Origin of the sequence: Bacteroides sp. B1-V-101, from assembly GCF_023656585.1 — a bacterium.
Taxonomy (GTDB): domain Bacteria; phylum Bacteroidota; class Bacteroidia; order Bacteroidales; family Bacteroidaceae; genus Bacteroides; species Bacteroides thetaiotaomicron.
Window position 1 is genome coordinate 71,558 of the sequence record NZ_JAMOKH010000025.1, and the last position, 24,538, is coordinate 96,095.

At 42.2% G+C, this 24,538-nt stretch carries 11 protein-coding genes; 9 read left to right on the forward strand and 2 right to left on the reverse strand.

What is annotated here, in order from left to right:
- Positions 1–2 precede the first annotated feature (2 nt).
- The 6 genes from NBH01_RS17710 (at position 3) to NBH01_RS17740 (ending at position 12,961) form a co-directional block, all read left to right on the forward strand.
- The gene (locus NBH01_RS17710) at positions 3–1,808 is read left to right on the forward strand and encodes a DUF5123 domain-containing protein (RefSeq protein ID WP_225678981.1); all 1,806 of its coding nucleotides are present in this window, start codon (positions 3–5) and stop codon (positions 1,806–1,808) included.
- 36 nt (positions 1,809–1,844) lie between these two features.
- Positions 1,845–4,244 (forward strand): BACON domain-containing protein, encoded by a 2,400-nt coding sequence (locus NBH01_RS26705; protein WP_309569205.1) that lies wholly within the window; start codon positions 1,845–1,847, stop codon positions 4,242–4,244.
- A gap of 43 nt (positions 4,245–4,287) precedes the next feature.
- Positions 4,288–7,497, forward strand: coding sequence for a SusC/RagA family TonB-linked outer membrane protein (locus NBH01_RS17725; protein ID WP_225678982.1), 3,210 nt, complete (start codon positions 4,288–4,290; stop codon positions 7,495–7,497).
- A gap of 24 nt (positions 7,498–7,521) precedes the next feature.
- Positions 7,522–9,423, forward strand: a complete 1,902-nt coding sequence (locus NBH01_RS17730) for a RagB/SusD family nutrient uptake outer membrane protein (protein ID WP_250700204.1) — start codon at positions 7,522–7,524, stop codon at positions 9,421–9,423.
- A gap of 18 nt (positions 9,424–9,441) precedes the next feature.
- Positions 9,442–11,085: a DUF5123 domain-containing protein gene (locus NBH01_RS17735; RefSeq protein WP_225678984.1), complete on the forward strand. Its 1,644-nt coding sequence runs from the start codon at positions 9,442–9,444 to the stop codon at positions 11,083–11,085.
- 295 nt (positions 11,086–11,380) lie between these two features.
- Complete coding sequence (locus NBH01_RS17740) at positions 11,381–12,961, forward strand: glycoside hydrolase family 28 protein (protein ID WP_225678985.1); 1,581 nt, start codon at positions 11,381–11,383, stop codon at positions 12,959–12,961.
- A 751-nt stretch (positions 12,962–13,712) separates the two neighbouring features.
- Here the strand turns inward: NBH01_RS17740 and xyl3A are convergent.
- Positions 13,713–16,304, reverse strand: a complete 2,592-nt coding sequence (gene xyl3A / locus NBH01_RS17745; protein ID WP_225678986.1) for a xylan 1,4-beta-xylosidase — start codon at positions 16,302–16,304, stop codon at positions 13,713–13,715.
- Between the two features lie 89 nt (positions 16,305–16,393).
- Positions 16,394–20,767, reverse strand: a complete 4,374-nt coding sequence (locus NBH01_RS17750; protein WP_225678987.1) for a hybrid sensor histidine kinase/response regulator transcription factor — start codon at positions 20,765–20,767, stop codon at positions 16,394–16,396.
- A gap of 443 nt (positions 20,768–21,210) precedes the next feature.
- Between NBH01_RS17750 and mnmL the strand changes: the two genes are divergently transcribed.
- Genes mnmL through nagB form a run of 3 tightly spaced genes read left to right on the forward strand, consistent with a single transcriptional unit; the run spans position 21,211 to position 24,295 of the window.
- Positions 21,211–22,185 carry a tRNA modification radical SAM protein MnmL/YtqA gene (gene mnmL / locus NBH01_RS17755; protein ID WP_225678988.1) on the forward strand — a complete coding sequence of 325 codons (975 nt, stop codon included), beginning with the start codon at positions 21,211–21,213 and terminating at the stop codon, positions 22,183–22,185.
- Positions 22,186–22,240: 55 nt separating this feature from the next.
- Positions 22,241–23,437, forward strand: a complete 1,197-nt coding sequence (locus tag NBH01_RS17760; RefSeq protein ID WP_195584303.1) for an FprA family A-type flavoprotein — start codon at positions 22,241–22,243, stop codon at positions 23,435–23,437.
- Positions 23,438–23,482: 45 nt separating this feature from the next.
- Positions 23,483–24,295, forward strand: a complete 813-nt coding sequence (nagB, locus tag NBH01_RS17765) for a glucosamine-6-phosphate deaminase (protein WP_008761009.1) — start codon at positions 23,483–23,485, stop codon at positions 24,293–24,295.
- Positions 24,296–24,538: the final 243 nt, after the last annotated feature.

A 24,538-nucleotide genomic window follows, 5' to 3' on the forward strand; every position in this document is an offset into this window, starting at 1 on the left:
TTATGAGAAAAAATATATTATATTCTTTAGCGGGCTTGACGCTTCTGCTATGTATGTACGCTTGCTCTGACGATGAGAAATACTCAACTTCGGTGGTGACGCAAATTGAATTATTCCTGAATGACAAACCGTGGGCGGTAAATACCGGATTGTCAACCAAACCTCTTTTCATATACAAAGAAAACGGGGAATATTTTGCGAATTATACTTCCCACTATCGGTTTCAGTTGCCTAACGGGAAATATAGGATTATATCGACTATTCAGACAGATTCGATACCCTGTCCGGACAATCTGAATGATATTGTTATCCGGCAAGATATGGGTGCAAAAGTTAAATATGATATTTCAGCACCGGTGGAATACAGTTCTCCGTTCAACGATCCGTTGAGTATCCGTATGTATAGCCGGACAGGAGTGCTCCGTCTGAGAGCGACAGACAAGAAAGCGGACAAACGCTATTCTACAGTGCGTGCCGTACTTTCTTGCCCTATCTCGGCTTATAAAATATCAGAAGCTAAATACATAGAGACTCCGGTTGAAGTCATTCGTGATAAATCGACTAATAGCGGTGGCGTGAACTATACGGACGACATGGTATTGTTTGAAACCCAGACAGTAGGTAAAGAAGTGGGAGTCCGCATTGATTATCTGGATCAGAATAACAATGTGATACAGTCAAAGACTATAGATGGTACATTCCCGATATTGCCTGATGATACCACACAGGTGGCATTTGCTTTGAATAATGCAGATGAGCCTATGATTCAGGATTATAAAGTGACCATTGCTTCTGAAGGCTGGAACGATGAAGAAATAAATCCGGAGGCTCCGATGAGAATACCGGAAGGTTATAGATACGTCAATCCGGAAGAAAATCTGGAACAGATATGCAAAGCGATGATGGTAGATGCTACAGTGACGGATGTAAAGCTCTTCTTGAAAGCAGGGGGAACTTATAACTTAAAAAGACAGTCTGATTTACCGAAGAGCTTATATATACTGGGAGAAAAGCCGATGAGCGGACAGGAACTTGCCTATATGGAAATGGGTAATATGAGTATTTCTACCGGAGATAATAAGATTGATGCTATTCATTTTGAAAATCTGAATATAAAAACAACAGATTCGGACTTCTTTAAGTTCAAGAATCAGCAGTTCCATGTGAAGGAAATTTCATTGAAGAACTGTGATATCAGTGATCTCGGACGTACCATGTGGTATCAAGAAGTGAATGCAGGACTTGCACAGACTGTCGATTACCTTATTATTGATGATTGCCGTTTCTTCGGTCTGAATTCCAGCGGTAGCGGATTATTCGGTTTGTCAACTAAACAAGATGCTCCTATTTACAATTTCATATTCAGGAACTCTACTTTCCATGCGAATAATCTGACGAAAGCATTGATTACAGGTTTAGGTTCAATGACTGGTGACTTGAGCATTACCATTGAACATTGTACGTTCATTGGAATGGCGCCTGTGGGCATGACCTTCTTCGATTTATCACCGAAAAAGACCAGTAGTTTTGCATTGACTGTTAAGAATAATCTCTTCAGTGGTATATCCGGACCTGGTAGTGGTACGTGGTTTAATCTGAGAAATGTAACAAACCGCACTTTTACGGACAATTATCATACGCAAGGTTTTGTTATGAATACCTGGGGAGTAAACGATAATGAACTTCCGCTCGAAACAACATCAATGGACGGTCTTTTTACTGATGTTGAGAATAGGGATCTGACTATTAAGGATAAGAGTTCAGAGGTATATACTAAGAATATTGGTGACCCGCATTGGATTAAATAGTAACCAGAGTATAAACGAATAATAGATATATAGAATATGAGATCATATCTAATGATATTATTAGCAGGATTCCTTTGGGCTTGTAGTTCGGATGATGAGAAGAACGAAGTAGTGTCAGCGAAAAACCTGGAAGTCTCAAAGAATGAGGTAAAGCTTACCAATGTAGGAGGATCTTTTACTATCAACGTGACTGCTTCCGGCGATTGGACTGCCGAAGTTGTGAGCAGCAATAGTGGCTGGCTAACTCTTTCAAAGACTAGTGGCAGCGGAAATAGTGACCTTCGTTTGTTCTTCACAGAAAATACGGATGACGCAAAGCGTGAAGGAAAGATCAAGATTGCATTGTCAAATGCTGATTCTAAACAGGAACAGGAGATAGCTGTAGAGCAACTAGGCACCGATCCTGATATTTTACTGGATTATCCTACTGATGAAATAAGTTATGAAGGTGGTGAATTGTTAGTAACAGTTGTTTCCAACGTAGAATGGGAAGTATATATTGCGGAAGAATACTCTTGGATTAAAAAAGTAGAAAATCCTGATGCCAGAGCATTTGCGACTACTGAATGCAAGTTTATGATTGACCCTAATGTTGATGTGGAAAGAAAAGGTGAGATTGTTTTCAGAACCGTAGGCGATTATGTATTAAGTAGGACTGTAGAACTGACTCAAGAAGTATCTGATGCTTATTTGGATCTGAAATATAAGGAGTATGCATTACCGTATCGCAATAATAAGTTGATTATTCCTGTTGACTTAGGAGACAGAGAAGGTGCCAGGTATAATATTGATATTGATAATGAATGGCTTACCTGGAATAAAGATGAATCAACTTCTTCTCAAATAGTCTTGGATGTTGCTGATAATGACCACTCTGATTTACCCAGAATAGCCAGGATTAAAGTAAGAAATGCTGCTTTGGAAGAAACAGTAGAAGTTCTTCAATATGGTAAACCGAATGTAACAATCGGGGATGATATGACTACTCTATTGGCTTTTCCGGGAGCAGAAGGATTTGGTCGTATAACCACCGGTGGCAGAGGAGGAAAAGTATATCATGTGACAACCTTGGAGGACGGTGACCAGGAAGGAACGTTACGTTATGCTGTTAACCAACGCGACACTCGTACGATTGTTTTTGATGTGGCGGGTACTATTTTCTTGAAGAGTGACTTGAAGATAACTCGCGGTAACTTGACAATTGCCGGACAAACGTCTCCGGGACAAGGTATTTGTATTGCTACTTATCCTGTGATACTTGCTTCAAACAATATCATACTCCGATACTTGCGTTTCCGGGTAGGAAATGAAGGTGGTGGAGAACCTGATGGACTGGGAGGTATGGAAAATACGAATATAATTATTGACCATTGTTCTGTCAGTTGGAGTGTAGACGAATGTTTATCTGTATATGGAGGTGAAAACCTGACCATTCAATGGTGTATTGCTTCCGAAAGTCTTCGTACAGCCGGGCATGGTAAAGGAAAACATGGATATGGTGGAAACTGGGGCGGAACTAATGTCTCTTATCACCATAACTTGTTGGCACACCATGAAAGTCGGGTTCCCCGTCTTGGTCCGCGTCCGAAGACTCAGGAAAACGAATACATGGATATGCGTAATAATGTATTCTACAATTGGGCTGGAAACGGATGTTATGGCGGTGAAGGTATGAATGTGAATATCGTGAACAACTATTACAAACCGGGACCTGCTACTCCGAAAGATAAATACATAAGTTATCGTATTGCCGGAATTGGTGTCAGAACCCAAGATTATTGTCATAACGAAGATGGTACTCCGAATACATGGTATCCGATGATGCATAAATGGGGAACGTTCTTTGTAGACGGAAATGTAATGGAAGGTAATGCGGAAGTTACTGCAGATAATTGGACCAAAGGTATTTATGAACAGATTGACAATTCAAAATGTGATAATACTTTTACTGATGAAGTTAAAGTGGCTATGCATCTCACTACTCCGTTGGCAACAGGTATGATTACCACCCATTCAGCGGAACAAGCATTTGATCTTGTAGTAGGCTATGCCGGATGTTCCAAACAACGCGATATTATCGACATTCGTATTGCGGAAGAAACTCGTACTGGAACGGCTACATATATCGGTAGTGTGACAGAGAATGCTGCCAACGCACCCGGATTGATCGATATCCCGAATGATGTGAAACCGGCAGGAGCAGCAAGTGCATGGCCCGAACTGACAAATAATAATATGGCACCGGAGGGCTTAAAAGATTCGGATGGAGATGGAATTCCAGATATTTGGGAAGACGCATACGGATTGGATAAAGAGAATCCGGATGATGCTGCCGCTTACACTCTGGATACACGCTATTCTAATCTGGAGGTATATCTACACAACTTGGTTCAGCATCTGGTCTATGCCCAGATTCAAGGAGGAACGATTAAATAAGGCAAAAGTACTATTTGAATAAGTAACTTAAAAAAATACTATAATGAATAAACTAATCATAAGTATATTCACCCTGTTATTGGTAACGGTCAGTGGTTTCGCACAGACCGTCACCGGTACGGTGACAGATAACTTCGGACCGGTGATCGGTGCCGCAGTGATGGTACAAGGCACACAGGTAGGTGCTACTACTGATATAGATGGGAATTTTACGCTGGTGAGTGTTCCCGATGTGGATAAGGCAGTTCTGATCGTGCGTTATGTCGGAATGAATGAAGTGAAAGAACCGTTGAAAGGGCGTACTTCCGGCATTCATATCCGGATGACGGAAGCAATCGGACAATTGGATGACGTGGTAGTAATCGGTTATGGTACACAGAAAAGAGGTAGCCTGACAGGTTCTGTAGCAAGTGTATCGGGCAAGGTTTTGGAAAAAGTTCCCACTGCTTCTGTTGCTGAAGCTATTGTAGGAAAATTGCCGGGGGTACAGGTAACGTCAGTAGATGGTTCACCGGATGCGGAGATTAAGATTCTTGTACGTGGTGGAGGTTCCATTACACAGGATAATAGTCCGCTTATTTTGGTAGATGGATTTGAAGTTAGTAGCTTGAATGATATTCCACCGACAGATGTAGAGTCAATTGATGTACTGAAGGATGCCGCTTCTACAGCTATCTATGGTGCCCGTGGTGCCAATGGTGTCATTCTGGTAACTACCAAACAAGCCAGAGAAGGGCGCGTTTCTATCAATCTTAATACCTATTTGCAAACAAAAACTCTGTCAAATAAGCTGGATGTAATGGATCCTTATGAGTATGTATTGATGCAGTTCGAAAATGCTCGTCAGAAAAGTTCCAATCCGACAGGGTTTTATAACAAGTATGGACGAGCTTATGAGTACTATATTTATCAGGGAGATGAAGGAACAGACTGGCAAGACGAAGTATTTGGAACTAATCCGGTGGCCAAATATGTAGACCTTAGCATTAATGGTGGTACAGAGAAAACAAAATATAAAGTTTCATTTATCCATCAGGACCAGCCTAGTGTGATGGTGGGCAACGGATTGAAGCAGAATAACCTGAACGTGGCTATTAATACCAAATTATTTAAGTTCCTTACTTTTGAATATCGTACCCGGCTGTTGCATAAAGAAGTGAATGGTTCCGGTACGGATGGTGTCAGCTTGCTGAATGCTCTTCGCCAGGCTCCCACCGAGGGACTGGATGAATATATGACATTGCCCGAAGATGATACTTACTATGATCCTGATCAGTTGGATGAAGTAACTCGTTTTAATCCAAAAGAGGAATCAGAGAAAAACTATAAGAAGAGAATCAACAAATCTCTTAATACAATGGGGGCATTGACATGGAATATCATGAAAGGTATGACTTTCCGTACGGAGTTTGGCTTTGAAAACAATACTCAGGAGTCACGCCGTTTCTGGGGAACCGATACGAGTACTGCTAAAAATAACTCCAATCAGCCGGTGGCTGAATGGAGCATGTCTCAAGGTTCCAAATGGCAGCTTACAAATGTATTTAACTACAACTTTATGTTGAAAGATGTACATGATATTCAATTGATGCTTGGACAAGAAATCAAGAGTTCCGTATCAAGTAGTAAGACTTATACTACTCGTTTTTTCCCAAAGAGCACTACTGCGGAAAAAGCATTTGATAATTTATCATTAGGTACTCCTTATGAAAATTCATCCTCTGCAAATTCACCGGTACGCATTTCTTCCTTTTTCGGTCGTATCAATTACGGATATAATGAAAAATACTTTGCTACGTTGACTTTGCGTGGCGATGGTTCATCAAAGTTTGCTTCTAATAATCGCTGGGGCTTCTTTCCGGCAGGATCTGTAGCATGGCGTATGTCCAATGAGGACTTTTTGAAAGATAACCCTACTGTATCTAATTTGAAATTGAGATTAGGTTATGGTATTTCCGGTAATGACCGTATTCCTTCCGACCTTTACAAGAAACTTTATGGAATCAGCAGCAGTCGTCCGGCAGGTTGGGCTGAAACGAGCCGTTATTATTATAAATTCTATAACACTAACTACTTGTACAATCCGGATGTTAAGTGGGAAACAACCATTACCCGCAATATTGGTATTGATTTTGGTTTCTTTAAAGAACGTTTGAGTGGAAATCTGGATTTCTATTTTAATACGACTAAAGACCTGTTGGTTCCTTCAGATATCCCAGGATATACCGGATATACGAAGATAATGACGAATGTAGGACAGACTTCTAACCGTGGTATCGAATTGTCTTTGACCGGTTATATCATCGACCGTCCGGATTTTACGTTGAATGCAACATTCAATATCGCTCGTAATAAGAATAAGATTGATAAGCTGGCAAACGGTGAGAAAGAATGGATACTTTCTTCCAATTGGGCAGGCTCTCAGTTGTTGAACACAGATGACTATCGTGCTTATGTAGGTGGTACAAGCGGTTTGATGTACGGATTTGTAAATGATGGTTTCTATACAGTAGATGATTTTGATTCGTTTGATGAAAAGTCCAGAACCTGGCATCTGAAAGATGGGGTTGTAAACTCCAGCCCGTTATCAGGTGAACCTCGACCCGGTAACGCTAAGTTTAAGAAATTGACTCCGGTTGACGAGAACAGCGCTAATCCTTATACATTGACCGATGAAGACCGTACGGTTATCGGTAATACAACTCCGAAATTCTCCGGTGGATTCGGATTGAATGCTACGTATAAAGGTTTCGACTGCTATGTATTCTTCAACTATATGTACGACTTTGATGTATTCAATGCCAATAAAGTGATGATGACTACATGGGCAAGTAATAATTACAATAACTTCAGTATGGATATTTCTTCCCGGAAACGTTGGCGCAACTTTGATGATATGGGTAATGAAATCCGTTACAGTCCGGAGATTCTGGCAGAATTTAATAAAAATGCGACCATGTGGAATCCGACTTCCATCGGACGTCCCCTTGCAATGTCCTATGCGGTGGAAGACGGTTCATTCCTTCGTTTGAATACAGCTACAATCGGGTATACATTACCGCATACCTGGACCAGAAAAGTGGGATTGAGCAAAGTACGTTTTTACGTAACAGGATACAACCTGTTTACAATTACCGGGTATAGCGGCTACGATCCTGAGGTGAATATAGCTACCGGCTTGACACCGAATATTGACCATGACAGATATCCGAGAAGTCGCACATATACATTTGGTGCGCAACTGACCTTTTAATTAATCAACTAAAATGGAAGAACAATGAATAAGAAACTATTATATTCAGCCATCGCCTGTACGATGCTTTCTTTCACATCTTGCAATGATTTTCTAGATGTTGAAACTCCTTCAGGATTTCTCCCCGAATATGTCTTATCTTCGGAAGATGAGATTAAAGCTTTGATGACCCGGATTTATTCTGCAATGACAGAAGACGGAATGTACGGAAGTAATTTTGCGAGTGGTCTGAATACCAATACAGATGTGGAACTGACATCTTTTAAAAATAATACGGTAGCTTCTACAGGAGCAGATATCGGCTGCTTTGATTCAAGACCTTATTGGACAGTATTAAACGATACTTGGAATAGAATGTATTCTACTATCAATTATGCAAACGATTTTATAAAGGGATTGGAGGAATCTCCGTTATTCTATGTTCAGGTAAAAGCGGAAGAACCTACTGAGGTTCAACAAATGTATGGAGAAGTAAAAACTCTTCGGGCCATGCTTTATCTGGATCTGATTCGGACATGGGGAGATGTCGTATTTGTTACAGAACCATCTAAGTCGACCGATGATTTCTTCGGTGTAGGTACGACAGACCGGAATAAGATTCTGGAATATCTGATTGATGAATTGATTGAAGCAGAACCGATGATGAAGTATGCCGCCGATCTTGATTATGGTGTGGAACGTGCATCCCGCGAGTATTGCCAGGCATTGATCGGACAATTGGCATTGTATCGTGGAGGTTGGGCTTTGCGTCCCGATAAGGACAAACCGGCTAGTGTAGGGTACATGGAGCGTGGTGACAATTTCGAGCATTACTATGACATAGCTATCACTTATCTGGGCAAGGTAATCAAAGAGGGTAAACATGACTTGAAACAGAGTTTTGAAGATTTATGGTATAATGAGTGCAACTGGAATACGGCAAAGAATGATGATATTCTCTTTGCGGTTCCGATGCTGAAAAGTGTGACTAGTCGTTATGGTTATAATGTAGGTGTAACGATCGCCGGAGACAAGCATGAATATGGAAGTGCGAGAAATTACCTGTATTTTGGCGGTACTTATGTCTATTCATTTGATAAAGAAGATTTGCGTCGTGATGTCACTTGTGCTCCTTATAAATATGATAAGAATCTGAATCAGGAAATCGATATGGGATTCTCTGCTATGGGAGTTGGTAAATGGTCGAAGTTAAAAATGGAATCTCCTTTAGGAGCGTCCAGTGGTGCCGGAACAGGTATTAATAGTGTGCGGATGAGGTTTGCCGATGTACTGTTGATGTATGCCGAAGCAGTAAACGAACGTTTTGGTCCGCGTGATGACGCCAAGGAAGCTTTGAAGAGAGTAAGGCGCCGTGCTTTTGCTTCTTCTCTGTGGGCTGATAAAGTAGAAACGTACGTAGAAAAACTGAACAATGAAGAAGATTTTTTCAAAGCGATTATGAACGAACGTAAATGGGAATTTGGTGGAGAAGGCATCCGTAAGTATGATTTGGCAAGATGGAATAAATATAGTGAAGTCATCTATAATCTCTATTTTGAAATGATTAACTGGGGATTGGTAGCAGATGGAACCTATGTGGAAGGAATCGAAAAAGTGCCTGAGAATATTTATTATAAATCGATACCCGATCCCAAACAACCGGACAGAACTATTCTGGACATTATCGGAATTGATGAATACGGACCGGGAGTCGGTAGACCTGCGGGATACACTACTTTGGAATATGCTGCCAGTTGGAGAATCTTGAATACGGAAACCCAGCAGTTTGAAACAATGAAAGATATCTCATGGAGCTTTAGAGGATTTATCAACATGAATAATGATAAAGTCGTGAAACCGACTGATCCGTTGAGGTATTTATGCCCATATCCTTCAAAGGTGATCACAGACCATCGGGGATTGATTCGGAACTATTATGGATATTAATCAGTAAAAATGAACGTTATGATAAAGTTATTATATAGATTAACGATGGTTGTAATACCTGCTCTGTTGTGGGGAACACTTTTCACCAGTTGCGAGGACGATAAATATAACAAGATAGACGATCTGTTTCAGCCCAGATTGGTCTTGGAAAAACCGGAAGTAAAAAGCAATTCCATAGCTTTGGTGTGGTATAAGGTGAATGATGCGGTGTCTTATACGGTAGAATTGCATCAGGATACTTATTATAAAAGTCTGTTTATGACAGTGGATACTACCGATCCATTCGTATTTCTGGACGATATTCCTTATGGGACTACATTTTATATCCGTGTACGTTGTAATGCGGAAAATGCTATGCATAATTCACAATGGACTTATACCAATGCTTCTACTGAGGCCCGGCCCGCATATGCCAAATTGCTGGAAGATGTTTCAAAAACAGAGATTACGGAGAACTCCGCAGTCATTCGTTGGAAAGTAGACCCGCAGAATCCGGTAGACAGTATCAGTGTAATGCCGGCAATGAGCGACGCAGCGTTTGTTTCCCGTTATCTTACTGAAGATGAAAAGGAGCAAGGCCGTGCGGATATAACAGACTTGGAGAAGAATACATTGTATACAGTGAATATTTATGATACCGGAAAGCCTCGTAAGTATGATAAACCTTATAATCAGGTGACATTGCGTACTGCCGGACCGGCAGCAGGTTCTATCGAAGTCGGTTGGGATGATGATTTATCGACAATGCTGAAAGAAAATAACGATAATGCAGATATTCCGGAGGGTACCGAATACTTTCTGCCGGCAGGTTCTGCTTATCGCGTGACTCCATTCTCAATTAAGAAAGGCTTCCGATTGGTAGGTAGCACAGAAGGTGAGAAACCGGTAGTTACCATGGAGGGTTCATGGAATATATTTTCCGGTTCCTACATATCCAGCCTGGAATTTTCAAATGTTGAATTCAGACAAGAAGTGAATAACAATTACTTCTTCAATACCGGCAATGCTTATACAATGGAGAACGTCAGCTTTATCAACTGTAATTTTGTCAGCATCAGACGTGGTTTCTGGCGTCATCAGGGAGCTAATGCGAAATACCTGATAAACTTCGAAATGGAAGGCTGCCTGTTCGATCAATGTGGATGGCAGACAGGATGCTATGGTACGTTTAACTTCCAGTCATATGATAAGGACAACAGTGTTTCTTATGACCATATTGAGCGAGCTACGTTCCGGCATTGTACGTTTAGCAGAGATAATAACGGGACAGATGGATATGGATGGGGGAATGTTTTCTATGCGCCTTATCTGGATAAACCGATACATTTGGAATTTAAGAATGTAACCGTCTATAATTACTGTCGTAATCAGCGAATGATTAATATTTCGTCCGCAGTTGGTTCTGAACTGGTGATTGAAAGTTTTGTGCTTGCTTCACCGTGCGGTGAACTGAGTTCACTTGCCGCCAATACTACTACATCCTATTCGAATAACTATACAACGGTGGATTATGCTCTTGGCGGTGGTAAGATGAATGCAATCGATTTGGATATTACAGCAGCCGATCTTTTTGTTGATCCGGAAAATGGTAATCTGACAATTAAAGATCCAAGTTCTCCGATTGTGACTAACCGTGCAGGTGATACTCGTTGGCTACCTTAATCGGGCTGGGTATAACTGATCGTTAAGAAAACGCCGAATAAGGGGGGATATTACCTTTATATATGAAATAGCCCTTGGAAAAGGAATTCGGGGGCTATTTTCCACTCTTTCGATTAGATATTCCACCCGGAATTCTTGTTTTTTGCGAATCTTTGCACAGCTAACGAATATGTAAACTTACACTTAAGGCTTTTCTTTTTCGTTAACAGGAGACTAAGCCGAAAATCCGATGCAAGGGTCAAGCGGCAGGTATATATTGAATTTCAATAGGATTATGATAATAATAAGTAAAGAAATGAATACATTTTTGAAAGAGGAATTGAAAATAGTGTTGGCAAGTCTCTTGCTATTGACTTCTTGCCAGACATATTCGAATCCGGAAAATACAGCGAAGGATGTGGAAGACGTATATAAAGACCTTCCATTCTCGATGCCTAAAGTCGAGCAACCTTCTTTTCCTGATTATCAAGTTAATATTCGTGACTTCGGAGCGCAAAGTGACGGCGTGACATTGAATACGGAAGCGATTAACAATGCTATCAAAGCGGTAAATGCCAAAGGAGGCGGTAAAGTCATTATTCCGGAAGGCCTGTGGCTGACCGGACCTGTCATTCTTTTGAGTAACGTCAATCTGCATGCAGAAAAGAATGCGCTTGTTGTCTTTAGCAGTGACACGTCTCTCTATCCAATTATTAAAACGTCCTTTGAAGGACTGGATACAAGGCGCTGTCAATCACCTATTTCAGCAATGAGTGCGGAGAATATCGCTATCACTGGCCATGGTGTTTTTGATGGAGCAGGAAATAGTTGGCGTCCTGTCAAGAAAGGGAAAATGACGGAAGGACAATGGAAAAACCTGGTGAACTCAGGAGGAACTGTTGATAAGGACGGAAAGGTATGGTATCCCAATGAAGGAGCTTTGAAAGCGTCGATGCTTATGGCAGACTGGGGAAATAAACGGATAGACCTCAACGATGGAGACTGGGAAGAGATGAAAAGTTGGTTGCGTCCTGTCATGTTGAGTATTGTAAAGAGCAAGAAGGTGTTCCTGGAAGGTGTGACTTTCAAGAACTCGCCAAGTTGGTGTCTTCATCCCTTGTCCTGTGAGTCTCTGACGTTGAATGATGTAAAAGTATTCAATCCGTGGTATTCGCAGAATGGAGATGCGCTGGATGTGGAATCCTGTAAGAATGTACTGATAACGAATTGCTTTTTTGATGCCGGCGACGATGCCATCTGTCTGAAATCAGGAAAGGATGCGGACGGACGCAGACGTGGAGAACCTTGTGAGAATGTGATTGTTAAGAACAATACAGTGTTGCACGGTCATGGAGGATTCGTCATCGGCAGTGAAATGTCCGGTGGTGTCCGGAATGTATATGTATCGGGATGTTCTTTTATTGGTACTGATGTGGGGTTAAGATTCAAGAGTGCCCGAGGCCGTGGCGGTGTTGTCGAGAATATCTATATTGATAATATAAACATGATCGACATCCCGAATGATGTGCTGGTTGCTGATTTGTACTATGCTGTCAAGAGCGGAAAAGATGAGCCTGTTCCTGATATCAGTGAAGAAACACCGGCTTTCAAGGATATTTTTATTTCGAATATATTCTGCAAAGGTGCAGGACGGGCCGTTTTCTTCAATGGGCTTCCCGAAATGCCTATCAAAAATATCTCTATCAAGAATATGGTGGTAACCAATGCGAAGAAAGGCATCTTTATCAACCGTGTCGATCAAGTGAATATGGAGAATATTGAGGTTAAGACTCCAGATGATTTGACGATTCAAATTGAGAATGCAACAGGTATAACCATTAATGGAAAAGAATACGATTCGATCTTTGCGAAACGGCTACTTACCATAAACAAGTAATGATCTGCGAAGGGTTGCATATACATTTATTCAATCCTTCGCTTTTTTTTGATCCCTATATATTAATAGAATGAAACTGATAGACCCGTTCCTGACTTTGTATGCTGTTCTTCCTGTCATCTATTAATAGAAAAGTTCCTCTTCTCCCTTTGCAAACTTCTTTTTCTCTAATAGTAAACTTGTTTTTGTTTAAAGATAATCTATAAACGCAACTTGCATTTATAGTTTATATCTAAAGAAAGATATCTTTTCTATTAGAGCAAAGGAAGTTTACTTCTAATATAACAGAACTTATCTATTAATACTTGACATGACAAGTAATATAGGATGTCGGGTGAAAGATGAAAGATTGGAAATAGATCTGTCACCGATCTTTCACCAGCCGTAAAGCACGATGAATACACACTTTGAAGGAATAAGGTGATAGGTGAAAGATGAAAATACTTTTTTTGTTTATGTAGAGCTTGATGGGGTGACTAAAAAGTCGATTCTATCTCGAATCTCCTCCTTCGGGAAGCTACCCTTTATACACATCTATTTTTTTTAAGAAATAGGCATATAAAGAGTTAAATTAATTAAGGCTATTCATGGTAAGCATAGTCATTATTTAATCTTTTTTTTCCTAATAACACCTTTAAATATTCCAATTTGTAAGGATTTAAAGATGTGTATAAAGGGTAGCTTCCCGAAGGAGGAGATTTAAGATACTATTGACTTTTTAGTCAGCCCCTTTAATTAATCCCTTAACTGTCTATTGAACCTGGACGTTGACCGTATGTAAATCACCGGTGTTTGAGCTACTTCCGTAAAGCACTTTATATGTTCCGGCTAAAGGATGTATAGTGTTGGTAGCAGTATCGAACCATTCGAATGAATCGTATGGAAGCTCAATGCATACATTTTCTGTTTTTCCTTTGGCTATACTGACCCGTTGGAAGCCGCGAAGTGTTTTCTGAGGACCTTCTTTATCATCCGGACGGGAAATGTAAACCTGTACTACCTCTTCGCCATCCCGCTGCCCGATATTGCTGACCGGAATAGTCAGTACCACCTTTTCACCTTTACGGACTTTCGACTGGTTGAGTTCGGCCTTTCCATACGAGAAACGGGTATAACTTAAACCATGCCCGAAAGGAAAGAGCGGCGTTTCGTTCATAAAACGATAGGTACGCCCCTTCATGGAATAATCTTCATAGTCCGGTAATTGCTGCATATTCTTATAGAATGTGACAGGCAGGCGTCCGGCAGGGTTATAGTCTCCGAAAAGCACGTCTGCAATGGCAGTACCGCCAGCCTGTCCGGGATACCATGCCTGTAGAATCGCATCGCAGTTCTCACTTTCGGGCACCATTGCCATAGCCGAACCGGAGAAGTTGACAAAGATCACTCTCTTTCCGTTCTTCTTCAGCAGAGCGAGGACTTTGCGCTGAATGGCAGGTAGTTCAATTTCTGTGCGGTCGCCTCCCTTGAATCCGGGGTCGGATACTCTCATGGATTCTCCTTCCAACAATGGTGAGATTCCACCGGCAAAGATGACCACATCTGCGCTTTTTACTTTATTAATAATCTCTTTGGCATCCATGGGAGTTAATCGGGCAAGGTCAAAACTTAATGCTGGGTTATCCTTTACCTGAATGAAACGCAATTCGATATCATAACTCTTTCCGGCTTCGTACTTGAAAGAGTACAGATTGGTGTGGCTCTTGATATTGGTACCTTCCGCAACTTGTTTTCCGTTGAGCAGCAGGGTGATTCCTCCGTTTGTCATAAACCGGAAGGTGGCGGCGCCGGAAGCTGTCGGGCAGAAAGTAGTACGATAAATAGCTGTGAAGTTTTTAAGTCCTACACCCGGAGCGAATACCGTAGCACCATCCGCGTTGAAATGGAAAGGAGTAGTCAGCCGGTCGGTGGCGGCAATCTCACCTTTATATTCACGGTTGTTCCAGTAAGTGGCGGTAAAACCTGCCTGCCCGTCTATGCTGCATTGATTGAACAGGCTGTGCAGAGTCGTATCATTTGTCAAACCGCATACGGGTTCGTAGATGATCTGCGACGGAGATAGTTTGGCGCATATTCCTTCCAGCAGGGTGGCGGTGTGCGAGGGGAAACCGTTGTAGTTGCCCCATTGCATCACAGAGTCGTTGGCATTGGGCCCGATGACAGCTACCTTCATCTGACGGTTCAGGGGAAGCAGGTTGTTCTTGTTCTGAAGCAATACCAGGCTTTCGTGCGCCATTTTCAGTGCCAGTTCTTTATGTTCGGGACAGTCCACTATTGAATATGGAATTTCACTCCAGGGATGAGTCGGGTTCATTTCCCCCAGTTCGAAGCGGGCTTTTAGTAATCTTCTGACGGAGGCGTTGATTTTTTCTTCGGAAATCAATCCTTTCTGTACGGCTTCGGTGATGCTTTTGAAGTTTCCGCCGCATTCAAGGTCTGTTCCGCTCAATACTGCATCTGCCGAGGCATGGGCGGCATCTGGGTGAGTACCGTGCTTCCTTTTCAGAAAGAAATCTCCGATTGCGCCGCAATCGGTGACTACAATCCCTTTGAATCCCCATTCTTCACGAAGAATCTGAGTCAATAATCGTTTGCTTCCACAGCAGGGCTCACCTTCGAAGCGATTGTAGGCACACATCACTTCTTTTACGTCTGCTTTCTGCACCAGGTCTTTGAAAGCAGGAAGATAAGTCTCCCATAAGTCTCTCGGTGCTATATTTTCCGCGTTAAAGCTGTGGCGGTTCCATTCGGGGCCGGAGTGTACGGCAAAGTGCTTGGCGCAGGCATGGAGCTTGTCGTATTCGGCATCTTTCGGTCCTTGCAGTCCCCGGACTACTGCCATACCCATACGTCCGCTCAAGTAAGGGTCTTCGCCATAAGTTTCCTGTCCGCGTCCCCAGCGCGGGTCACGGAAGATGTTGACGTTCGGAGTCCACATGGTCAGTCCCTGATAGCGTTTGTATTGTCCTTTCTCGTTGGCATGCCGGTTTTTGGCGCGTGCTTCGTCGGATACGGCATCGAATACTTCATACAGTAATCCGTCGTTAAAAGAAGCCGCCATACCGATTGCCTGTGGAAAGACGGTTGCCAGTCCGGAACGGGCTACCCCGTGCAGTGCTTCGTTCCACCATTCATATGGTTTGATGCCCAAGCGAGGGATGGCCGGAGAACCGTTTTGCAGCAATGCTACTTTTTCTTCTAGCGTAAGGCGTTGAAGGAGGTCGTCTGCCCGTTGCTCAGCAGTCAGTCGTGTATCCAGATAGGGATACTTGCTTGGTTGTTGCGCCTGTACGTTGATCGCGAAGATTCCGGTGAGACAGGCGATGATCCATTGCTTTTTCATTTTCTTGTTTTTTTGGTTATAGATTTGAGATTGCAATAGTACGGGCTTTTCATTATTTTAGCGGGGAATATCCGGTAGAAAAAGTGGATTTATTTTTTCTTCTCTTTATATTCCGATGGTGTAATTCCTATAACCTTCTTGAAACATTTGCTGAAATATTTCGGATCGTTGAATCCTGTCATATAGGCTACTTGCGAGAAGTTGTATTCTCCGCTGTCTATCAGTTGGACGGCTCGTTTTATTCGTATCTCACGGATGAAATCTACAGGAGTCAGTCCGATGATTGACTTTAGTTTCCGGTAGAATATAGTGCGGCTTAGCATCAGTCGTTCGGCAAACTCATCGATGGTCAGCTCTGTATTATCCATCTGCTCTTCCATAAATTCCATTACTTTTTGCATGAATTGCTCGTCGTAAGGAGTGATCTGGGGTTGAGAAGGTGTGAAAGCGTTGAGGTTGTCAGCGGTTACTATATCTTTTCCTTCTGTCAGTTTTAGCATGTAAATCTCTTGCAGTGATTTGCGTTGGCGAAGCAGGGAGGCGATGCGCGTTTTCAGATACGTGGAGCTGAAAGGCTTGGTGATATAGTCGTCTATCCCTTGTTCCAGTCCGGCGATGCGGTCGTCCAGTGAAGCCTTGGCGGAAAGAACGATGATCGGGATGTGACAGATGCTATTATTTTCTTTGATTTGCCTGATCATATCCAGACCGTCCATAACCGGCATCATTACATCGCTGATAATCAGATCAGGTATGTTTTCTATAGCGTGTTGCAATCCTTCTTCTCCATTGGAGGCGGTGATAACGGTATAGCTTTCCGATAAGATACTTTTAAGGAAAGCTTTCAGTTCTTCATTATCCTCTACTACCAAGATGGAGAGACAGTCGGGGTCAGCATTACTGTCGGGTTCTTCTATTTCTTCTTCTTCTGCTGCTGCTACTTCCACTTCTTCGGGCGTCTTCATGCTATCTACCGGATGAGGCGTTGAGATTTGACTGTCGTTCAGAATAAATTCCACTTGCCCGTCTTGCTCGAATACTTCTTTCTGAAGAGGTAGGGTCACAGTGAAGCGGCTTCCGGATCCCGGTTCGCTGGTTACTTCGATGGTGCCGTGGTGCATGTCCACCATTTCCTTCACTAGTGAAAGTCCGATGCCGGACGACGGTTGGAGCATGTTGTAACGTGCTAGAGTCTCGAAACGCTGGAATAAGGAACGTAGCTTGGTAGGTTCGATGCCGATGCCTTCGTCTGCAACGGTAATAATCACTTTGTCCGTTTGTGTGGCCACTTCTATCGTAATCGCTTTTTCGGCAGGCGTGTATTTAAAGGCATTGGATATCAGGTTGAAGAATATCTTTTCAAACTTATCCCGATCTATCCAAGCATGAATAGATTTGAGGTTAGTCTGCAACCGATAGTCAATCTTCTTTTCTTCAGCAATAAGGCGGAAACTGACCATTACTTTTTCAAGTAATGAGATCAGGTCAGTCTTTTCTACAAGAACTTTCATCTTCTGGTTCTGTATCTTCCGGAAATCCAGAATCTGATTCATCAGACGTAGCATGCGTTCGGCATTCTTCTGTACTACTGTCAGGTGCTCACGTGCTGTGTGAGACAAGTCTTCGTTTTCCAGCACTTCGTTGACCGGACTGCTGATCAGTGTCAGCGGAGTACGGAGTTCATGAGAAATATCGGTAAAGAAGCGTAGCTTGATATTTGATAATTGTTGTTCAATATCTACCTGATGGCGCAGGCGGTAAATGTAGAAAAGTACATAAACGATGCAGCCGGTAAAAAGAATAAAGAGGACGATATAAAGCAACCATGCCCAGGCTGTTTCCCAGAAGGTAGGCAATACGTTGATAGATAAAGTATGTATATTGTCCATCCATACTCCGTCGCTGTTGGTAGACTTGACCTGAAGCAGGTATTTGCCGTTCGGCAGATTGATGTAGCTGGCAGAACGGCTTTTGTCTACGTCATTCCATTCTTCTTCCAGACCTTTCAGACGGTAAGCGTACCGGATTTCTTTGGAGTCCACATAATCGAGTGCGGCAAACTGGAAAGTAACATTACGTTGAGACGGTTTGAGGTGCAATTCTTTCAGATCATCAATTGCTATGGTAGAAGACTGACCTTGTACTTTCAGACCGGTAAAAACTATCGGAGGAATATATGTACTTTTCTTCATTTCTTCGGGGGAGATCTCAATGAATCCTTTGTCGGTCCCGAATACGATCTGATTGCGTGCATTCAATACAGGACCTGCTTCAGAAAAGCTGAATTCCTGATGCAAGGAGCTCAGCCCGTAATTCTCGAAGGTAGTCCGTTGCGGGTCGAGCTTGGAAATTGCATTTTCTGAAAGTATCCATAGATTGCCCTGAAGGTCTTCCTGCATGGCTTGTACCAGGTCTGAAGCCAGCCCGTCGTCTGTGGTAAAGGTCTTGAATTCTATCTTGCTGCTGAGCAGGTTTTTCGATATGATCTGACTGATACCTCCCGTGAAGCTGGCTACATAAGTGCGTTTGAGTCTGTCGGTATAAATATACATCACATCATTGCCGCTTAAACTGGTGCTTACTCCTGACTCACAACAATTACGGTAGAATTTGATTTCCTCCGGTCTTTCAAACTGATTGGAGAAGGTGAGTAGTCCATTGGTGGTTCCCACTAACAGTACACCGCCCGGAGCTTCGGAAATGTGGCGGACTTTCGAAGCATAGCTTGTGGGATAATTCTTTAATTCATTATCACTGTGAATAAACTCTATATCCCCGTTTTTAGTATAAGTAAGCAGGTTTATTCCGCCGATATAGCATCCCACCCAAATGCGTTTGCGGCTGTCTTGGAAAATACTGTATATGCTGTTACCGCTCAGACTGTACGGATTATCGGATTGATGTACGAACTGCTGTATATAGTAAGAATCCTTATCTTTCTTTTTTAACAGGTAAATACCGTCTTCTTTCGTTCCCATCCATATATTGCCTTCATGATCTTCCAGAAAGCAGTATGCGCTTGTGAAACTTTGGGGAGATTTACTGATTTTTCCTTGTGGAGTGAGGTAACCTTCCAGCTGTCCGTCCGGTCCGAAGATTCTGATTACTTGGGCTTTTGAAGAAGTCCAGAGTCTTTTTTCGCTATCGCACAAGAAAGCACGGGTTTCAAATCCATGGTCTATATGAATCAGGTTGTACGTATGTGGGAAGAAAGATATTTTGTTAACACCACGCGTACTTGTCAGCCAGCAGTTGCCCTGATTGTCCAATGTATATGAACGGACGAAAGGGCTGTAGACTGATTTTGGATTGTTTACGTCTGTGAGCATCGGCATCAGTCGTTTTTTGTCACGATCATAATAAGAAAAGTTTCCTTCCGGTGGGAGAATCCATAAGACATTCTGATTATCTTCGAAAATGACATTCTTATTCTTTCGCTCATATCGGATCACCTCATTTGCCGGGGTGAATAAGTGTTGCATCTCCTTGGTGGAAGGATTATATCGAATTACTCCCGCGGCTTTGGGAAATACCCATAGTTCTTTATGGCGGTCCTGATATACTGATTGCACAATATTTGAAGGCTGTGTTGCCGTACGTATATCGATCAACTCAAATTCATTTTCTTTTGTCCTATAAAGGAGCAGCCCATTTTCTGTAGCAAAGGACAAGATATTGCGATCAAGCTGTTTGACTTCATAAATATAAGAAATAGAGTAGGGGATTTCAATGAATTTGAATTTTTGGGTTTTCAGGTTATAAGACGCCATCTTATCTGCTTGCGAGATCAGGTAAATCGTTCCGTCTGCTTCCTTGATATACTGGAACGGGAAGTCGCTGTCAATCTGCTTTTCACCGATAATGGAAACTCCCTTATCGGTGAGAATCCATTCGTCTCCCTCAGAATCTTCAAAGACTGTTTGTATATGATTTCCTTTCAGATTCTGGTTGAAAGTACTGTATAAAGTGATTCCTTCTCCTTGCTTGCAGAGCTGTTCGTCTATACGGGCGACATAGCCGTTTTCAAATGCAATCCAAGATATTCCTTTCGGGAGAGAAAATATCTGGCTCATATCGTTATTTTGTTTCATGGATTCCTCCATGTTACGAAGGACATCAACGAACTGCTCCGTCTGGTTGTCAAACAAATAAACACGTCCATCATAAGTCTGGCACCAGATATCACCGTATTTAGTTTCTACAATGTGATTAAGTCGGTTGGTATTTAGGATATATGCATCTTTATAAGATGTCTTGTAGTTCTTAAACGTATATCCGTCGAATTTATTGAGTCCGTTCCAGGTGCCGAACCACAGGAATCCTTTCTTATCCTGTATTATAGTCCTGACTATTCCTTGTGACATTCCGTCGTTAACAGAATAATGCTTGATCTGATAGATTGGTTGGGCTATTGCTGTACAATAACTTAATAGAATGATAAGGAAGAAAAATGGGCGTTTCATAATATTTTCATTTTAGTCAGAACAAAAATAAGTAAAAGGATGGAAAACAAGAAGCCCGGACGCTACATTGAACGGATAATACGAAAGTTTGCCTATTTTTTCCTCCCTTTCGCTGTCTTGTCTGCCTGCTTATGCTAAAAATCCTCTTTATATTCTGTTTTTAGAACATAAAGAGGATAGTTTATTGACGAGAGTCGCATGGGGTATGGTGAGATGAAATCATAATTGGGGAATAATTGCACAAGACTTTCACAAGTATCCTCCCGTCAATGCTTAAAATCACACAAAACTAACTAAATAGTTTCTGCTTTCGCAATAAATATTAATTTATCTTATGCACTTTATGTTTTTTTTAATATATTGAAGATATTTTGGGGCATCTTTCCGTAACTCGCTGTTTTTTCTTATGTTTGCCACACAAATAACAAATGAATTAAATAGATATGTCTTATCAAATACAATATAATGATTTCCCAACCTTTCTGCGAAAACATTTTCCTTACAAAGTGCAGAAAATATCATTAAATGCCGGCTTTACTTGTCCCAATCGGGATGGGACGAAGGGATGGGGCGGTTGTACGTATTGCAATAACCAGACTTTCAACCCGGACTATTGCCGGACGGAAAAGTCGATTGCTACCCAACTGGAGGAGGGGAAATGTTTCTTTGCCCATAAATATCCGGAGATGAAATATCTGGCGTACTTCCAGGCATATACCAATACTTATGCAGAACTGGAAGGACTGAAACGTAAATATGAAGAGGCGCTGCAGGTAGACGGGGTAGTAGGATTGGTGATCGGTACGCGTCCGGATTGTATGCCGGAAGAACTGCTCCGGTATCTGGAAGAACTGAACCGCCATACATTCCTGATGGTGGAATATGGCATTGAGAGTGCCAGTGATGAAACTTTGCGGTGTATCAATCGCGGACATACGTATGCGGATACGGTAGAGGCTGTTCAGCGTACCGCCGCCTGTGGCATACTGACGGGCGGGCACGTCATCCTCGGTCTTCCGGGAGAGACACATGATACAATGGTAGAGCAGGCAGGAATCCTTTCCGCGCTTCCTCTGTCCACACTCAAAATTCATCAGTTACAGTTGATTCGTGGTACTCGCATGGCGCATGAATACGAAGAGAATCCGGAAGGTTTTCATCTGTTTACGGAAGTGGACGAATATATTGACCTGGTGATTGACTATGTAGAGCATCTTCGTCCGGATCTGGTATTGGAACGTTTTGTTTCGCAGTCTCCCAAGGAACTACTGATTGCTCCGGACTGGGGACTGAAGAATTATGAATTTGTAACTCGTTTGCAAAAAAGAATGAAAGAAAGGGGAGCTTATCAAGGTAAGAAGTACAGGGATTCAGAAAAAAGAGTTATTTTTGCGGAAGATAACTTCACCACAGAATAAATCTCTGTCCTCAGAGGATCATAGCTGGTGAGCAGAAATTAATTAAAGTTGAAGAATGGAACAGAAAACAAGAATTAAAGGAAATGTCCACTATGTGGGAGTAAATGACCGTAATAAACACCGTTTTGAGGCGTTATGGCCGTTGCCCTATGGAGTTTCGTATAACTCTTATTTGATTGATGATGAAATGGTGGCGTTGGTGGATACTGTAGATATCTGTTATTTTGAAGTCTACTTGCGCAAGATCAAGCAAGTAATCGGCGAACGTCCTATTAACTATTTGATTATAAATCATATGGAACCGGATCATTCGGGCTCCATCCGATTGATTAAACAGCACTATCCGGATATTATTATTGTCGGCAATAAACAAACCTTCGGCATGATTGAAGGATTCTACGGTGTTACCGGTGAGCAATATCTGGTGAAAGACGGAGACTTCCTTGCATTAGGCAAGCATATGCTTCGTTTCTATATGACCCCGATGGTGCACTGGCCCGAAACGATGATGACATTTGATGAAACGGACGGAATCCTTTTCTCCGGTGACGGATTCGGATGCTTTGGCACTGTAGACGGAGGATTTTTGGATACCCGTATCAATGTAGATAAGTACTGGGGCGAAATGGTGCGTTACTACTCCAATATCGTTGGCAAATACGGTAGTCCGGTACAGAAAGCCCTGCAAAAGTTGGGAGGACTGCCCATCACTACCATTTGCTCTACACACGGACCGGTATGGACAGAGAATATTTCCAAGGTGATCGGTATCTACGACCGCTTGAGCCGTTATGATGCGGACGAAGGTGTGGTTATCGCTTATGGCAGTATGTATGGAAATACGGAACAGATGGCGGAAGCTATTGCTGCGGAACTCTCAGCACAGGGAATCAGGAATATTGTGATGCACAATGTGACGAAGAGTGATCCTTCTTATATTCTTGCAGATATTTTCCGTTATAAAGGATTGATTATCGGTTCTCCGACATACAGTAATCAGATTTTCCCGGAAGTGGAATCGTTATTGTCCAAGATTCTGGTTCGCGAACTCAAAGGACGTTATCTGGGCTACTTCGGTTCCTTCACTTGGGCAGGAGCTGCTGTGAAGCGTATGGCTGAATTTGCGGAAAAGAGTAAGTTCGAGCTGGTAGGCGATCCGGTAGAGATGAAACAGGCGATGCAGGATATTACCTATACCCAATGTGAGAATCTGGCACGTGCGATGGCGGACCGCTTGAAAAAAGACCGCTAAATAAAGAATGAACAATTATTTACTAACCTATAAAACAATCGACTTATGAGACTTATTATTCAGCCGGACTATCAGTCCGTATCTCAGTGGGCTGCACATTACGTTGCCGCAAAAATAAAAGCTGCCAACCCAACTCCGGAAAAACCTTTTGTATTGGGCTGTCCTACGGGATCTTCACCTCTGGGTATGTATAAAGCTTTGATCGATTTAAATAAGAAAGGAATCGTTTCTTTCCAGAACGTCGTAACATTCAATATGGATGAATATGTAGGCTTGCCGAAAGAACATCCGGAAAGCTATTACTCTTTTATGTGGAATAACTTCTTCAGCCATATCGATATCAAAAAGGAAAATACGAATATCCTGAACGGTAATGCTCCCGACCTGGATGCAGAGTGTGCACGTTACGAGGAAAAGATTAAGTCTTATGGTGGCATCGACCTTTTCATGGGTGGCATTGGTCCAGACGGACACATTGCATTCAACGAACCGGGTTCTTCACTGACTTCCCGTACCCGTCAGAAAACGCTGACTACGGATACAATCATTGCGAACTCCCGTTTCTTTGACAACGATATTAACAAAGTTCCGAAGACAGCTCTGACTGTTGGTGTAGGCACTGTGCTTTCTGCCAAAGAAGTGATGATTATCGTAAATGGTCACAATAAGGCCCGCGCATTGTATCATGCAGTAGAAGGTTCTATCACTCAGATGTGGACTATCAGCGCTTTGCAGATGCACGAAAAGGGTATTATCGTTTGTGACGATGCTGCTACGGAAGAGTTGAAAGTAGGTACTTACCGTTACTTCAAGGATATCGAAGCAGGTCATCTGGATCCGGAATCATTGATTAAGTAATAGCATTGACTATAAAGAAACGAGTGTGAATTCTAAGTCCTCTCCAAACAATATCTATAAAATCTTACCCAAGTTTACGAACATTAACGTATCCTTGGGTAAGTTTGTATATAGACATACCTACTCTTCAGAAGTGTATAGCTACTTCCTAAACCTAAGATATTTTCGAAGTTAAGGACCTTTTTATTATACGGCTAATGTTACAAATGGAGTCTGCCTTCGTATCACAGCAAAAGACCTTGC